The organism is Selenomonas sp. WCT3 (assembly GCA_900100835.1).
Taxonomy (GTDB): Bacteria; Bacillota; Negativicutes; order Selenomonadales; family Selenomonadaceae; genus Selenomonas_A; species Selenomonas_A ruminantium_E.
Map to the genome: position 1 here is coordinate 206,853 of FNCM01000004.1, position 15,850 is coordinate 222,702.

Consider the following 15,850-nt stretch of genomic DNA (forward strand, 5'->3'; position numbering starts at 1 on the left):
AGATAATTCTTGGTCGAAAATGATGAATTTGGCGGCAGATTAAAAGTCCTGGGCTGGCTTTGCGTGCTAGTCATTGCCGTACTCATCGGGCGGGCAGGTTACCTGCAAATCTATCAGGGGGAATACTATTCGGAGCTGGCCGAAGGCAATCGCATCCGCATCATTCCCTCAATGGCTCCTCGGGGAACGTTTTATGACTGCAATGGGGAACTTTTGGTACAGAATCGCCCGGGCTTTACGGTGTCCTTGTTGCCGTTGACGGCGCCGATTTCGGAGGATGTCATTGAGCGCTTGTCAGAACTTATAAAGGTGCCGGTGGAGGACATCAAGAAAAAAATCGCCATGCATAGCGGGTTTGATCCCATTCGCATCAAGGCGGATGTCACTCCGGATATCGTTACCATCATTGAAGAGCAGAAGGAAAATTATCCGGGGGTTGTTATCGAAGTCCTGCCGATTCGCGATTACATGAATAAGCAGGAAGCTGCACATACTTATGGCTATGTCAGTGAAATCAATGACATGGAATTGGAGAAGATGAAGGACGACGGCTATAAGACCGGCGACATCATCGGCAAGTTCGGCTTGGAAAAAATCTATGATAAGGAACTGCGGGGCGAAAATGGCGGCCAGCAGGTGGAAGTAGATGTATCCGGACGTCCGGTAGAAATCCTTGGCAAAAAGGACCCGGTTCCTGGTGATGACCTCTACCTTACTATCGATAAAAACCTGCAGGCAGCTGCGGAAAAGGCCGTGGATGAACAGCTCAAGGCCATCAACGCCCATGCGGCAGCTGCTGTCGCCCTTAATCCACAGACGGGGGAGATATTGGCCATCGTAAGCCGTCCGGCTTTTGACCCGAATTTGTTTGCTCATGGCATTTCCACGAAGGATTGGAATGCCCTGAACAACAATCCTTATCATCCCATGGATAACAAGGCCATTTCCGGTGAATATCCGCCGGGGTCCACCTTTAAGATTGTTACTGGTACGGCAGCTCTGACGGAAGGGGTAGTATCGCCGGAGGAACTCATTAACGATACTGGCCGCCATTGGATTATTCCGAAGGGGAACTCGGAGGGGGAGGCCTTGGGACTCATTAACTTCCGTCAGGCAATGGCTCATTCGGATAACGTCTACTTCTATGAGATGGGCAATCGCCTGGGCATTGACCGACTGGAGAAATACGCCCGGATGTTTGGCTTGGGCAAGCGGACGGGCATCGACCTTCCCTATGAAGCATCGGGACTGGTGGCCAACCGCCGCTATAAGGAACTGAACTTCGAGGACGGCGAATGGTACTTGTCCGAGACCTTTGATGCAGCAATTGGTCAGGGATTCAATCTGGTGACACCCTTGCAGGCTGCCATGGTAATGGGAGAAATCGCTGCCGATGGAAAACGGTATCGCCCGCATGTAGTCAAGCGCATTGTGGGGCCGGATGGCAAGGTCATCAAGGACTTCCAGCCGGAACTCCTGTCGACTTTGGACGTTGACCCCAACGTCATCAAGCTGGTTCAGGATGGTCTGCACGATGTTACGAAATACGGTACGGCGGCTTCGGCCTTCCAGGGATTTACCATCGATATTGCGGGTAAGACCGGTACGGCGGAGAACTCCCATGGTAGAGACCATGGTTGGTTCGTTGCCTATGGGCCTTTTAATAATCCCAATATCGTGGTAGCAGTCATCGTCGAGCAGGGTGGTTTTGGTGCCCAGTCGGCGGTACCGATCGGCCGTAAGATTTTGGAAGCGGCCTTTGGTATCAATCAGCAAAAAGCTGCACAGTAGCAAAATCCGTAATCCATTCTGCCGCCACATATAGCGGCAGATGAAGATAAAATTTTTAAGAAGTGAGGGCAGCCATGAGTGAAGAAATTGTAAAGATCAAGGGCAGTAAGTCCGGTCTGCAGCTTAGTTTCGCAGATGGTGCTACCTTTGATGATGTTCGCCAGGATATCGAAGAGAAACTCGTCTCCGGGACAGGTTTTTTCCTGCGTGGAACACTGGTACTTCTTCCTAATGATGCGTTTACCGAAGGGGAACGTGGAAAGCTCCAGAAGCTATTCCATGAGCATGGCTTGATTTGCCGCACCATGAAGGCGGAGCAGCAGACTCCGTCGGAAAAGGTGCGGGAGGAAAGCAAACAGCATCAGGAAGCAGTGAAAAAGGCAAAGGCTGAGAAAGAGAAAGTCCAGGAGATGGTGGTGGTCAACCGCACCTTGCGGGGGGGCCAGGAAATTCGGACGGAAAGCTCGGTCATGGTCTGTGGCAATGTAAATCCCGGTGCCCAGATAATTGCGGGGGGCAGTATCGACATCCGCGGTACTTGCCGTGGCATGGTACATGCAGGCGCATTTGGGGACAGTACAGCTTTTATCATTGCTGACCATCTGATGCCGACGCAGATTCGCATCTCCAATCTCATTGCCCGGTCGCCGGATGAGATGGAGAAAACTGAGCGTGCAGAACGGGCTTCCATCAAAGAAGGCCGTATTGTGATTGAACCAATAGAAAGGTAGGAACTGAAAACATGAGTGAAATCTATGTAATTACCTCCGGTAAAGGCGGCGTTGGTAAGACCACAACGACGGCAAATCTTGGTGTGGGCCTTGCCATGCGTGGCAAGAAAGTTGTATTGGTGGATACGGATACCGGGCTTCGGAATCTGGATCTGCTGCTGGGCCTTGAGAACCGTATCATGTACGATTTGATTGACGTTACCGAAGGCCGGGTTCCTTACAAGAAAGCATTGGTTCGTCATAAGAAATATGATTCCCTGTTCCTGCTGCCGACTTCCCAGGTAAAGGACAAGATGGCAGTCAACCCGGAACAGCTCATCACGTTATGTGACGAACTTCGCAAGGAATTTGACTACATCCTGATTGACTGCCCCGCAGGTATTGAGCAGGGCTTTAAAACGGCAATCGCTGCTGCGGATACGGCACTGGTTGTGACGATGCCGGAGATCTCGGCTGTCCGCGATGCCGATAAGATCATCGGTGAGCTCGGTCGGGCGGACAAGGATAACATCAAACTGATTGTAAACCGTATTCGTCCGCAGATGGTGGAAAACGGCGACATGCTCGATATGGAAGATATTGACGACATTCTTTCCCTGGAATGCATCGGTCAGGTTCCGGATGACATTAAAGTCGTTACCAGCACCAATAAGGGTGAGCCTTGCATTACGATGGATGACTCTCAGGCTGGTACTGCTTACCGCAACATCGTTGGACGTATGTGTGGCGAAGATATTCCGTTCATGACCTTTGAAAAAGAAGGCTTCTGGACTCGTCTGAAGCACGTTTTCCGTAAGTAAGGAGGGGTTTTATGTTAGACGCATTGATGAAGATTTTCGGCAAGAAAGAGCAGTCTGGTAAGATTGCCCGCGACCGCCTGAAGGTTGTGCTCATCCATGACCGTGCCAACATTTCTCCTGAAGTCATGGATAACCTCAAAAACGATATCATCAAAGTGATTTCCAACTACATGGAAATCAACCAGACGGATATGGAAATTTCCCTGGCTAACGATGATGATTCCGTTGCGCTGGTTGCCAATATCCCCGTCGCTCGCATGAAGCATGATAAGGGAAATCACTGAGAGATGAATAAGAAGAAATGACGAAAAGTATATTACGGCGTATGGATTTGGCGCTGCTGGCGGCAACGGTGGGGATTGTCCTCATGAGTCTTGTCATCATCGGCAGTGCCACCCATATCAATACGCCCAGCGATGATCGCTATTGGTTCGTTGCCCGGCAGGGCATCTTTGCTCTGGTAAATGTTGGCTTTGCCGCCTTCCTGCTGAACTTTGACTATAAACTGCTGCAGGGATATGGCAACAAGCTCTACGTGTTTAATCTCATTATGCTGCTGGCCGTCATGTTTGTGGGGCAGTCGGCATTGGGAGCCCAGCGCTGGATTTCCATTGGACCAATCAGCATCCAGCCATCGGAGTTTTCCAAGATTATCATGATTGTGTCCTTGGCAACCATGTTGGAAGACCGGGTGGGCAAGCTAAATACACTCCATGATTTATTGCCGGTGGCTGCCTATGTGGGCTTGCCCTTCCTGCTGGTCATGAAGCAGCCGGACTTGGGAACTTCGCTGGTATTCATGGCCATCTTTTTCGGCATGGTTTTTGCCTGCGGTATCAATTTGCGGATACTCGGGGGAATATTTGCCACGGGAATCGCCATGATGCCGATTTTATGGCATGTGCTCAAGGATTACCAAAAGATGCGCATCATGGTCTTTATGGATCCGAATGTGGATCCGTTGGGGTCTGGTTATCATATCATCCAGTCGAAGATTGCCATCGGTTCGGGGCTGCTCTTTGGCAAGGGGCTTTTCGAAGGCACCCAGAGCCAGCTGAACTTTTTGCCTGAGAATCACACGGACTTTATTTTTGCCGTGGTGGGCGAAGAACTGGGTTTTATCGGCGTCACCTTCCTGCTGCTGCTTTACCTGGTGGTACTATGGCGCGGGATGTGCATTGCCCGGGATGCCAGTGATATGTTCGGCCGCCTGCTGGCGGTAGGCATCACTTCCATGCTGGCTTTCCATGTGCTGGTCAACGTGGGCATGACCCTTGGCATTATGCCGGTTACCGGTATACCGCTGCCGCTGATGAGTTATGGTGTCAGCTCCCTGACTACCAATATCTTGTCGATTACGATATTGATGAATATCCAATTACGAAAGCAAAAGCTGCTGTTTTAGCAGGTTTCACGCGAAATTGAAGTGGCTCCTCCCCATTTATGGGGAGGGCTATTTCTATCTAAACAATGATTCGGAATGAAATGATGGAGGAATGAACAAATGATACGACTTGACCACGAAGTGCTTCAGAACGTCTTGAAGCCGTCCCGCTATACTGGCGGTGAGTGGAATGCCGTGAAAAAAGATTGGGATAATGTAGGTTGCACCTTTGCCTTGTCCTTGCCGGATGTCTATGAAGTAGGTATGAGCAATTTGGGCTTGGCCATTCTTTATGATGCCTTAAACCGCCAGGAAAATGTGGCGGCAGAACGAGTATATGCGCCTTGGACCGATATGGAAAAGGAAATGCGCCAGCGGAACATCCCCCTGTTTTCCCTGGAGACCCATACCGAGCTTTCGGCCTTTGACTTGTGGGGCTTTTCGCTGCAGTATGAGATGATTTATTCCAACGTGCTCAATATGTTGGATTTGGCAGGCATCCCGCTTTTCGCCAAAGACCGTGACGATACCATGCCCTTTATCGTCGGTGGCGGCCCCTGTGTTTACAATGTGGAGCCTATTGCGGACTTCTTTGACTTCTTCATTGTGGGCGAAGCTGAGGAGGCCGTGGTGGAAATCGCCCAGGCAATGGCGGAATGGAAAAAAGCCGGCCGCCAGGGGGGACGCCGTGGTTTCTTGAAACGGCTGCTCACCATGGACGGAATTTATGTACCTTCCTTTTACGAACCGCAGTACGACGGGGCGGGAAATTATCTGAGCCTTAAGGCGCTGGATGAAAAGGCAAAGCCTCTTATTTTCAAACGGGTTTGCCGCGATATGGATGAAATCCCATCTGTGGAGAATCCAATTGTTCCCTTCATGGACATCGTTCATAACCGCATCATGCTGGAATTGTTCCGTGGCTGTTCCCGGGGCTGCCGGTTCTGCCAGGCTGGTATCTGCTATCGGCCGGCGCGTGAGCGTACGGAGAAGAACCTCAAGGCGATGGCACGGCAGCTGGTGGATAAATCCGGTTACGATGAAATGAGTCTTACTTCGCTGTCCTCGGCGGATTATTCGTGTCTTGGCAATTTGGTCAATGATTTGATGGAGGATTTCAAAAATGAAAAGGTAAGTTTCTCGCTGCCTTCGCTGCGTATTGACAGTTTCTCCATTGAGTTGGCCCATAAAATGCAGCAGGTGAGAAAATCTGGCCTGACCTTTGCCCCGGAGGCTGGTACCCAGCGTCTTCGCGATGTCATCAATAAGGGAGTTACCGAAGAAAATCTTATGAATGCCTGCGGCTCGGCTTTCCGTCAGGGATGGAAACAGGTTAAACTGTACTTCATGATGGGGCTGCCGACGGAAACGGATGAAGACATCATCGGCATCGCTAAACTGGCAAAGAAGGTCGTTGACCTTTACACGGAAATCAAGGGACGCCGTGGCGTTAAGGTGACGATTTCTGTTGCCTGCTTTGTGCCGAAACCCTATACGCCCTTCCAATGGTTTGGTCAGCTTCCCATTGCTGAATTTGAACGCCGCCAGCAGCTGCTGAAGGAAAATATCACCGATCGGGCGATTACCTTTAACTACCACGATGCCCGGCTCTCGGTTATCGAGGGCGTTTTTGCCCGGGGTGACCGCCGGTTGGGAAAAGTTTTGTATCAGGCGTGGCAGGACGGTGCAAAGTTTGACGGCTGGTCGGATCTCTACCAGCACGACACCTGGCTCCAGGCCTTTGAAAAATGCGGTGTCGACATGAAGGTTTACAACGAGCGTACGCGTGATTTCAATGAGCCTCTGCCCTGGGAGATTACTTCGCCCGGAGTAAATAAGGAATTTTTGCTCCGGGAGTGGAAAAAGGCCATGGAAGGAGCCTTGACGGAAGACTGCCGCCGTGGTAAATGCAGTGCCTGCGGAATTTGTCCGAACCTTGGGGTTCATGTTATCGATTATGCAAAGGAAAATCCCACCGTTGCTGAGCAGATTGCCAAAGTTTCAGCCCCGAAAAATCCGGAAAAGGACCCGAAGGGCCCTGGAAAGCCGCGCACGTTGTACAAATACCGTGCCGAAATCACCAAGGGGGAAGAACTTCGCTATGTATCCCATTTGGATTATGCGAATCTTTTCCTGCGGGCCTTTGACCGGGCAAAATTGCCCATGGCCTATTCCGAGGGGTTCAATCCCCATATGAAGGTGGCCTTTGCTTCGGCCCTGTCCTTGGGCGTTACTAGTGACGCGGAGTATATGGACTTTGAACTGTTAAAGCCCGTGTGTCAGCCTGAGGTCTTTGACCGGCTGAATGCACAGCTGCCACCGGGGGCAAAACTTAAGGAGCTGCGCGAGGTTCATGGTAAACAGCCGGCATTGATGGCCCAGGCGGATGAAGCCCGCTATACTTTGCTGGTTCCCTATGAGGGAGATGAGGCTTCGGCCCAGCGGGCGGTGAAGGCTTATAACGATGCTGCTGAGGTCATCTTCCATCGGGTTACGCCGAAGAAAAAACGGGAAATTGAAACGAAACAGTATATGAAACAGCCTGTGAAGGCGGAAGTGACAAAGGATGGCCTGAAATTGGTCATGGATATCGTCATTACCCAGTCGGGCAGTGTCAAGCCAGTGGAGGTACTGCGGGCCATTGCCGAGCAGTTTGCCCTGCCGGTAGATGCGGGAAAGGCCTTGATTACCCGCAATGGGCTTTTCGGGCATGGCAAGCGGCTGATTGAACTGGTATAATAACTATTAGAAATAAGATAGGGAAGGGGGGAGCTTATGAAATCCATATTGGTAACCAGTACGCCTGAGGAAAATCGGGTGGCAATGATAGAGGATGGTGTGCTTGAGACCATAGAGATGGAGCGCTCATCCCACTCACATCTGGTGGGCAACATCTACAAGGGACAGATACAGAATGTCCTGCCGGGAATGCAGGCGGCTTTTGTGGATATTGGAACGGAGAAAAACGCCTTTCTCTATATCGGCGATGGCATGCCCCAGGATATGGTAAAGGCGCTGCCGAAAGCCCAGCATATCCACATTGGCCAGCGATTGCCGGTGCAAATCATAAAAGATGCGATTGGCACCAAGGGGCCGCGGGCTACTACCCACATTTCCTTACCGGGGCGCAATGTGGTCTTGATGCCCACTGCCGCTTATATTGGGATGTCAAGGCGGATTGAAGATGAGGAGGAACGGAATCGTCTTCATGAGATTGCCAGCCAGATATGCCCGGAAGGAATGGGGCTTATCATTCGGACGGCAGCTGCTGGCCAGAGCGAAGCGGTGCTCAAAGCAGACGTGGATTATCTGGTGAAACTTTGGCAGTCCATCATGGCGCGGTTCAAGCTCAAGAGTAAGGGAACGAATCTCTTGTTTCGGGATGCGGACCTCATCATCCGGATTGTTCGGGATTCGCTGACTGAGGAAATCGATGAGATGGTCATCGATGACCACGAGGTTTGGCAGCGGGTTAGGGAATTGGTACAGTTCCTGTCGCCGGAGCTGCTGGATCGGGTAAAATTCTATGAAGGCAAAGAGCCCTTATTCCGCAAATACGGCATTGAAGAGGAGCTGGAAAAGCTAGGAGCCCGGGAGGTAGAACTAAAATCTGGTGGATTCCTCGTCATCGATAAGACGGAGGCTTTGACGGTCATTGATGTCAACACCGGAAAATACGTGGGCAAATCCAATCTGGGGGATACGGTGTACCAGACGAATCTAGAGGCGGCCAGGGAAATCCTGCGTCAATTACGCCTGCGTGATATCGGCGGTATCATCGTTGTTGATTTCATCGACATGGAGAAAGAAGAGCAGAAGGAACACCTGCTGAACTTCATGCGGGAAAATGTCAAACACGATCGCACCAAGACGAATATCGTGGATATTACCAGTTTGGGACTTGTGGAAATCACCCGCAAAAAATCCCGCCAGAATCTCGACAGCATTATCTACAGTGAATGTCCAGTCTGTCATGGCCGCGGACGGGTAGAATCCCCGGAGACGGTCAGCATTCGCATTGCCACCGCCATACGCCGCATGGAACATTCATCTCATGCCAGTGAAGGCTATGAGATTGAAGTCCATGAAACCGTAGCCGAGGAGCTGCGCCAGAATCAACTGATGATGAATCTGGCTGCTGAGTTCGGGACGGATATTAAAGTGACGGTGAAGTCAGGAATGCACCCGGAGAATTATTCCATTTTGCAGCAAAATTAACAATCCGATAAAGTATAAAGCGTCTTCATGAGGACAAATGTCTGTTATGAGGGCGCTTTATTTATGTATACAGTACACATTGCGGAGTTATGTATACAGATTGTAGACGTGTCTGAAAATTTAAAGTATAATATATGTAAACGAGGGATACCGTAATTATTATTAAAATTTATTAAAAAAGGAGTGATTGTTATGAACCTCTCAATCAAGATCTTTATTGCACTGATCCTCTCCGTTGTTGTGGGGCTTATAGCTGGTGAACCGGCACTGCCGTTCATCAACTGGTGGATTGCCCCGATTGGCACCATTTTCATCAATCTCATCAAGATGATGATCGTACCGGTGGTATTCTTCTCCCTCGTAGTCGGTATGACCAGTCTTGGCGATACGAAGAAACTGGGACGCATTGGCTTAAAAACCATTGTCCTGTATCTGTTTACGACGGCAATTGCCATCGTCATCGGCTTTGGCATTGCTGGCCTTATCCATCCGGGCGTTGGCCTGCAGATTGCCAGTGATGCAGCGGTGAAGGTAAAAGAAGCACCTTCTATCATGCAGGTATTCGTGGCAATGGTTCCGGCAAATCCGATTGAGGCCATGGCCAAAGCGCAGATTTTGCCAGTTATCATCTTCTCGTTGTTTGTAGGTGTCGGCATCCTTCAGGTAGGCGGCGAGCGGGCGGAACTTCTCGTCAAATTCTTTGATGCTGCTGCGGAAGTATCCTATAAAATCATTGGTATCGTTATGAGCTTTGCTCCTTATGGTGTATTTGCGCTCCTGCTGCCGGTCGTTGCTAAGAACGGCCCGAAAGTTCTGCTGCCTTTGATGTCGGTCATTGCCTGCGTAGCTGTTGGCTGTGCAATCCATGCAGTGGCAGTATATTCTACGCTGGCAAAACTCTGGGGTGGTCATACGCCGATGCAGTTCTTCCGTGGTATGAGTGAGCAGATGCTCATCGCGTTCACGACTTGCTCTAGTGCAGCTTCCCTGCCGGTCAATATGAAGAACTGCCAGGAGAAACTTGGTGTATCGCGTGAGGTTTCCTCTTTCGTACTGCCACTTGGCGCAACCATCAATATGGATGGTACAGCACTTTATATGGGTGTCTGCACGCTGTTCATTGCCAACGTCTTTGGCGTTGACCTGACCATGGGACAGATGATGATGGTTATCCTGACTGGTACGTTGGCATCCATTGGTACGGCAGGTGTACCGGGCGCTGGCCTTATCATGCTGGCTATGGTACTGCAGGCTGTTGGCCTTCCCATCGAGGGACTGGCACTTGTCGCTGGTATCGACCGTGTCCTCGACATGTTCCGTACCTGCCTGAATATCACGGGTGATGGTGCCGTGACCATTGTCATGGACCAGGAAGAGAAAAAACACGCTGCGGCATAAAGGTTAAAATATCGCAAAAAAAATACCGGGAAATTGCAATTTATGGATTGCGTTTCCCGGTATTTCTATGCTATAATACTTGACGGTGTAATAAAAAGCATGAGTATCCGATATCTGCCCTGTGCCCCGGTATGGGGTGGTGCAGAAGATGAGGAGCTCAGAAGAAAAAACAGGAGGTGCACCAACATGGCAGTTATTTCCATGAAACAGTTACTTGAAGCAGGTGTCCACTTCGGACATCAGACCCGCCGTTGGAACCCGAAGATGGCTAAATACATCTTCACGGAGCGCAATGGCATCTACATCATCGACCTGCAGAAGACCGTCAAGAAAGTTGACGAGGCTTATGCATTCCTTCGCAGCGTTGCTGAAGAAGGCAAGAGCATTCTCTTCGTTGGTACGAAGAAACAGGCACAGGAAGCTATCAAAGAAGAGGCTCTGCGTGCTAACATGTTCTACATCAACGAGCGTTGGCTCGGTGGTATGATGACGAACTTCCAGACGATCCAGAAGCGCGTTGCTCGCCTGAAAGAGCTCGAGGCTATGGAAGCTGATGGCACGTTCGAAGTCCTCACGAAGAAAGAGGTTCAGGGGCTCCGTCATGAGATGGAGAAACTCGAGAAGTACCTCGGCGGTATCAAAGAAATGAACAAGCTTCCGGGCGCACTGTTCATCGTTGATCCGCGCAAAGAGCGCATTGCTGTTGCTGAGGCACGCAAACTCAACATTCCTATCGTTGCTATCGTTGATACGAACTGCGATCCGGACGAGATCGATTATGTCATTCCGGGCAATGATGATGCTATCCGTGCCGTCAAACTGCTGACGGGCCGTATGGCTGATGCTGTCCTCGAAGGCCGTCAGGGCCAGGATGGCGAGGCAGCTGATACGAAAGCTGCTGAGTAATAGTACTCACACAAGAAAGTCATGACGGGGTAAGGGAATAATTATCCCTTACCCCGTTATTTATTATGAAAATCAAAACGATTTTTAGGAGGAAGAAGTAAATGGCAATTACTGCTGCACTGGTAAAAGAGCTGCGCGAAAAGACGGGCGCAGGCATGATGGACTGCAAAAAAGCACTGACGGCTGTCGATGGTGACATGGAAAAAGCAATCGATTTCCTGCGCGAGAAGGGCATCGCTAAAGCTGAGAAAAAAGCTGGCCGTGTTGCTGCTGAGGGTGCAGTTGCTGCTTACGTCAGCGACGATGCAAAAGTTGGTGTTGTTGTTGAAATCAACTGCGAGACGGACTTCGCTGCTGGCAATGACCAGTTCAAAGAGCTGACGGCTAAAATCGCTAAGCACATCGCTGACACGAAACCGGCTGACCTCGATGCACTCAATGACAGCGTTATCGATGGCAAAAAAGTTTCCGACCTCATTACGGAAGCTACGGCAACGATTGGTGAGAAAATCTCCCTGCGCCGTTTCGCTTGCTATGAGTCCGCTGGCCGCGTTGCTACCTACATCCACATGGGCGGCAAGATCGGTGTCCTCGTTGACATGACGGCTGGTGACGAGGCTCTGGGCAAAGATGTTGCTATGCAGATTGCTGCTGCTGCTCCGACGGCTATTGACCGTGCTGGCGTTGACGCTGCTGACCTCGAGCATGAGAAGGAAGTTCTCCGCAAACAGGCTGAGGAAGAGGGCAAACCGGCTAACATCATCGAGCGTATGGTAGAAGGCCGTATCAACAAATTCTACAAAGAAGTTTGCCTCAACGAGCAGATTTTCGTTAAAGATTCCGAGAAGACGGTTGCTGACGTTCTCGGCGATGTCAAAGTTACGGCATTCACGCGCTTCCAGCTCGGCGAAGGTATCGAGAAGAAAGAAGAAAACTTCGCTGCTGAAGTTGCTGCACAGATGAAATAAGATTTTTCAAAAGGTCCGTTGACTCAAGATGAGTCAACGGATTTTTTTGATTTATCCCATAGATGTGCCGATGAAACGAGGAAATAGCCTTGGAAGCGTTGTTTCGCGCTGCGTTTTAAGGTATAATATACTAAGTATGAGTTTGAATCGGGTACAGTGATGCCTGGATGGAGGGTAATAGTTTTGGAAACAGCAAAGTATAAACGTGTAGTCCTTAAACTTAGCGGTGAGTCGCTGGCTGGTGACCAGGGATTTGGTATCAACCCAGCCGTTGTCGAGGATATTGCTGCTCAGATTAAGAAGGTTCGTGATCATGGCGTTGATGTTGCCGTTGTCGTTGGTGGCGGAAATATCTGGCGTGGACTTTCTGGTTCGGCAAAGGGCATGGAGCGGGCTACCGCGGACTACATGGGCATGATGGCTACGGTTATGAATGCGTTGGCTCTTCAGGATGCACTGGAGAAGCTCGATGTGGATACCCGTGTACAGACGGCTATCGAAATGCGCCAGGTTGCTGAACCTTACATCCGCCGTAAGGCCATCCGTCATATGGAAAAGGGCCGTGTTGTCATCTTTGGTGCCGGCACTGGCAATCCGTATTTCTCGACGGATACGACGGCAGCACTTCGTGCCGCTGAGACGGAAGCCGATGTTATTCTCATGGCCAAGAAGGGAACGGACGGTATCTATGATTCGGACCCGAATAAAAATCCGGATGCTAAGAAGTTCGATACGCTGACGTATATTGAAATCCTGAACAAGGGCTTGCAGGTCATGGATACTACGGCAACGAGCCTTTGCATGGATAACAAGATTCCCTTGGTTGTATTCAATATCGATGATCACAAAAACATCGTCAAGGCTGCTCTCGGTGAAGAGATCGGTACGACGGTAGGAGGTAAAGAATAATGATTAAAGACATCCTTGCTTCCCATGAGGAACGCATGCAGAAATCCATTGAGGCCCTGAAGCGTGAGTTCGCATCCCTGCGTGCTGGTCGGGCTACGCCGGCTCTGCTGGATAAGGTAATGGTTGATTATTATGGTTCACCGACGCCGGTTAACCAGATTGCCAAAGTTGCTGTTCCAGAGCCGCGCATGATTTTGATTCAGCCCTATGAGAAATCCATGCTCCATGAGATTGAGGTTGCCATCATGAAGTCGGACCTCGGACTTTCCCCGAACTCGGATGGCACGGCAATCCGCCTGGCTATTCCGGCTCTGACCCAGGAGCGCCGCCAGGAAATCGTAAAACAGGTCAACAAAAAGGCCGAGGAGGCAAAAGTGGCGATCCGCAATGTTCGCCGTGACGGCAATGATGCGGTGAAGAAACTCGAAAAGGCTAAGGAAATCACGGAGGACGAGTCCAAACGTGGTCAGGAAAGTGTCCAGAAGCTGGTAGATAAGTATATCAAGCTGGTTGATACGACGAAGGAAGCCAAAGAGAAAGAGGTCATGGAAGTCTGATATGGCTCATGACGTAGTTGGCCGTCCCTGGGAGGAAGCAAAAGCATTGCTGGAATCGGCAGGGATTGGGTTTCAGACGGAAATATCGCGCCCTTCGCGTGATTTTTTCAAGACAGACAGCAACTGTCTTTATGTCGTTCGCGAACGTAGAATCGCCGACGGCACTCTGCTGATTACGCTGGTTGCGAAGCAGAAGAAACTCGAGAAGGAGGTGTTCTGACATGGCTTACAAAATCAATGATGACTGCATTTCTTGCGGTTCCTGTGCTGCTACTTGCCCGGTTGAGGCAATCAGCGAAGGTGCTGAGCATTATGAAATTGATGCAGACAAATGCGTAGAGTGCGGCGCTTGCGCTGCTGGCTGCCCGGTATCTGCTATCGAGGCTCCCTGACGCATGAGGGAATCCTAGGATTCCTTTGGGAACAGGCCCCTCTTACGGCTTGACGGAAGAGGGGCTTGTTCTTGTATTATTGAAGCATACAATATCCTGTAAACGAGGGATTTCGATATGATTAAGAAGATTTTAGGCAGCATTGGCAAATCGGTGGTGTCAGGTGGAAATTTTGAGATTCCGGAGCACGATTCGCCGCTTTTTGCTAAAATTGACTGGGAGAAACTGCCTCGTCATGTAGCAATTATCATGGATGGCAATGGGCGCTGGGCGAAGGGCCAGGGAATGATTCGCACGGCTGGTCATACCGCTGGTGTCAAGACGCTCAAGAACATTTTAAAAACGGCAATCGGCTTAAAACTCGATGCGCTTACGGTTTATGCCTTTTCGACGGAGAACTGGAAGCGCCCTCATGCGGAAGTGGATTTCTTGATGAATCTCTTCTCGGAATATCTGAAGAAAGAAGTTCAGGAAATGCACGAGGACAATGTGCAGATTCATTTCATCGGGCGAATCGATGGGTTGCCAGAATCGCTGCAAAAGCAGATGCGGGATGCCGAAGAACTGATGAAGAATAATACCGGTGTTAAATTTAACGTGGCGGCAAACTACGGTGGTCAGGATGAATTGATTCGTGCTGTGCAGACGGTGTCCAAGCGGGTTAATGCTGGGGAATTGTCCGTGGCGGATATTGATTCCTCAGTGATTGAGGAGGCTCTGGACACGAAGGGGAATCTGCCCGTTGACCTGATGATTCGTACCAGTGGCGACCAGCGTTTGTCGAACTTTTTGCTTTGGCAGTCGGCTTATGCTGAATTTTGGTTTACGGATACGAATTGGCCGGATTTCACGCCGGAGTGTTTTGTCAAGGCCATGATTGATTATGCCGGCCGTGACCGCCGATTTGGTGGACTTACGAAGGAAGAAAAAAAATAATAGGGGCGTTTTCATTGATTACAAGAATTATTACGGGGATTATCGGGATTGCCTTGGCGGCTCTGGTAATCCAGACCGGCGGTATGTTGTTTGCCGGTTTTGCCTTGGTGCTGGCGCTGCTGGCATGGTTTGAGTATGTCCGGGCCTTTTCAGAGCGTGGCATGGGGTTGACCTTTGCCACGGGATTAGCTGGCATTACGCTGCTCTGGTATGCAGGCCGCTTTGGCAATGCCGAATTGATGATGGCAGCTAGTACGCTTATCCTGTTGGTAATCCTCTTGGAAACGGTACTGCGCCATAGCGCAACCAGCATCATGGATGCGGTGACCTCCATCGCCGGGGTTTTTTATTTTGGTTTTCCTTTTGCCTATATGGTTATGCTGCGGGATATGCAGCCGGGGGTAACGATTTTTACGTCACTGGGGGCATTTGAGTTCGGTGCAGCCCTGATTTGGATTATGTTTATCGGCACTTGGGCCAGTGATACCTTTGCGTATTTTACCGGTTCGGCAATTGGCCGGCATAAGCTCTGCCCCAGCATCAGCCCGAACAAGACGGTAGAGGGCTTCTTAGGCTCGGTAGTGGGCACGACGGCGTCCGTAGCTGGCCTGGGAATATTCTTTTCGTTGCCGGTCAAGGAGCTGGCGCTGTTGGGATTGGCAATTTCCATTCTGGCAACGCTGGGCGACTTGGTTGAGTCGGTGGCGAAGCGTTACACGGGCATCAAGGACTCGGGAAATATTATTCCGGGACATGGTGGCGTTTGGGACCGCTTTGACAGTGTCCTGTTTACAGCACCGTTGGTGTATTATTTTGTAAAATTCGTCGGATTGGCGATGTAAAAGGAAGTAAGGTGAAGC

At 50.4% G+C, this 15,850-nt stretch carries 16 protein-coding genes; all 16 read left to right on the forward strand.

Features of this window, described 5'->3' with window-relative positions; all coding sequences use genetic code 11:
- Positions 1-9: 9 nt before the first annotated feature.
- Complete coding sequence (gene mrdA, locus BLQ36_RS05490; RefSeq protein WP_074514454.1) at positions 10-1,791, forward strand: penicillin-binding protein 2; 1,782 nt, start codon at positions 10-12, stop codon at positions 1,789-1,791.
- 74 nt (positions 1,792-1,865) lie between these two features.
- Positions 1,866-2,522 (forward strand): septum site-determining protein MinC, encoded by a 657-nt coding sequence (gene minC / locus BLQ36_RS05495; RefSeq protein ID WP_074514455.1) that lies wholly within the window; start codon positions 1,866-1,868, stop codon positions 2,520-2,522.
- An 11-nt stretch (positions 2,523-2,533) separates the two neighbouring features.
- Positions 2,534-3,322: a septum site-determining protein MinD gene (minD, locus tag BLQ36_RS05500; protein ID WP_074514457.1), complete on the forward strand. Its 789-nt coding sequence runs from the start codon at positions 2,534-2,536 to the stop codon at positions 3,320-3,322.
- Between the two features lie 11 nt (positions 3,323-3,333).
- Positions 3,334-3,606, forward strand: a complete 273-nt coding sequence (gene minE, locus BLQ36_RS05505) for a cell division topological specificity factor MinE (RefSeq protein WP_033169905.1) — start codon at positions 3,334-3,336, stop codon at positions 3,604-3,606.
- A gap of 17 nt (positions 3,607-3,623) precedes the next feature.
- On the forward strand, positions 3,624-4,727 hold the full coding sequence (gene rodA, locus BLQ36_RS05510; RefSeq protein WP_074514458.1) for a rod shape-determining protein RodA: 1,104 nt from the start codon (positions 3,624-3,626) through the stop codon (positions 4,725-4,727).
- 99 nt (positions 4,728-4,826) lie between these two features.
- Positions 4,827-7,445 carry a TIGR03960 family B12-binding radical SAM protein gene (locus BLQ36_RS05515; RefSeq protein ID WP_074514460.1) on the forward strand — a complete coding sequence of 873 codons (2,619 nt, stop codon included), beginning with the start codon at positions 4,827-4,829 and terminating at the stop codon, positions 7,443-7,445.
- Positions 7,446-7,481: 36 nt separating this feature from the next.
- Positions 7,482-8,924, forward strand: a complete 1,443-nt coding sequence (locus tag BLQ36_RS05520; RefSeq protein ID WP_074514461.1) for an Rne/Rng family ribonuclease — start codon at positions 7,482-7,484, stop codon at positions 8,922-8,924.
- Positions 8,925-9,116: 192 nt separating this feature from the next.
- Positions 9,117-10,322: a dicarboxylate/amino acid:cation symporter gene (locus tag BLQ36_RS05525; RefSeq protein ID WP_033169909.1), complete on the forward strand. Its 1,206-nt coding sequence runs from the start codon at positions 9,117-9,119 to the stop codon at positions 10,320-10,322.
- 186 nt (positions 10,323-10,508) lie between these two features.
- Positions 10,509-11,228, forward strand: coding sequence for a 30S ribosomal protein S2 (gene rpsB, locus BLQ36_RS05530; RefSeq protein ID WP_074514463.1), 720 nt, complete (start codon positions 10,509-10,511; stop codon positions 11,226-11,228).
- 101 nt (positions 11,229-11,329) lie between these two features.
- Positions 11,330-12,196, forward strand: a complete 867-nt coding sequence (gene tsf, locus BLQ36_RS05535) for a translation elongation factor Ts (protein WP_074514464.1) — start codon at positions 11,330-11,332, stop codon at positions 12,194-12,196.
- A 159-nt stretch (positions 12,197-12,355) separates the two neighbouring features.
- Positions 12,356-13,105, forward strand: a complete 750-nt coding sequence (gene pyrH / locus BLQ36_RS05540) for a UMP kinase (protein WP_074514466.1) — start codon at positions 12,356-12,358, stop codon at positions 13,103-13,105.
- Complete coding sequence (gene frr, locus BLQ36_RS05545) at positions 13,105-13,662, forward strand: ribosome recycling factor (RefSeq protein WP_074514467.1); 558 nt, start codon at positions 13,105-13,107, stop codon at positions 13,660-13,662. The genes pyrH and frr overlap by 1 nt, the downstream gene beginning before the upstream one ends.
- A gap of 1 nt (position 13,663) precedes the next feature.
- Positions 13,664-13,882, forward strand: a complete 219-nt coding sequence (locus BLQ36_RS05550; protein WP_074514469.1) for a PASTA domain-containing protein — start codon at positions 13,664-13,666, stop codon at positions 13,880-13,882.
- Position 13,883: 1 nt separating this feature from the next.
- The gene (locus BLQ36_RS05555) at positions 13,884-14,054 is read left to right on the forward strand and encodes a DUF362 domain-containing protein (protein ID WP_005842915.1); all 171 of its coding nucleotides are present in this window, start codon (positions 13,884-13,886) and stop codon (positions 14,052-14,054) included.
- A 117-nt stretch (positions 14,055-14,171) separates the two neighbouring features.
- Positions 14,172-14,990 carry an isoprenyl transferase gene (locus BLQ36_RS05560; RefSeq protein ID WP_074514470.1) on the forward strand — a complete coding sequence of 273 codons (819 nt, stop codon included), beginning with the start codon at positions 14,172-14,174 and terminating at the stop codon, positions 14,988-14,990.
- Between the two features lie 14 nt (positions 14,991-15,004).
- A complete protein-coding gene (locus tag BLQ36_RS05565; RefSeq protein WP_074514472.1) occupies positions 15,005-15,832 on the forward strand; it encodes a phosphatidate cytidylyltransferase in 828 nt (275 codons plus the stop codon).
- Positions 15,833-15,850: the final 18 nt, after the last annotated feature.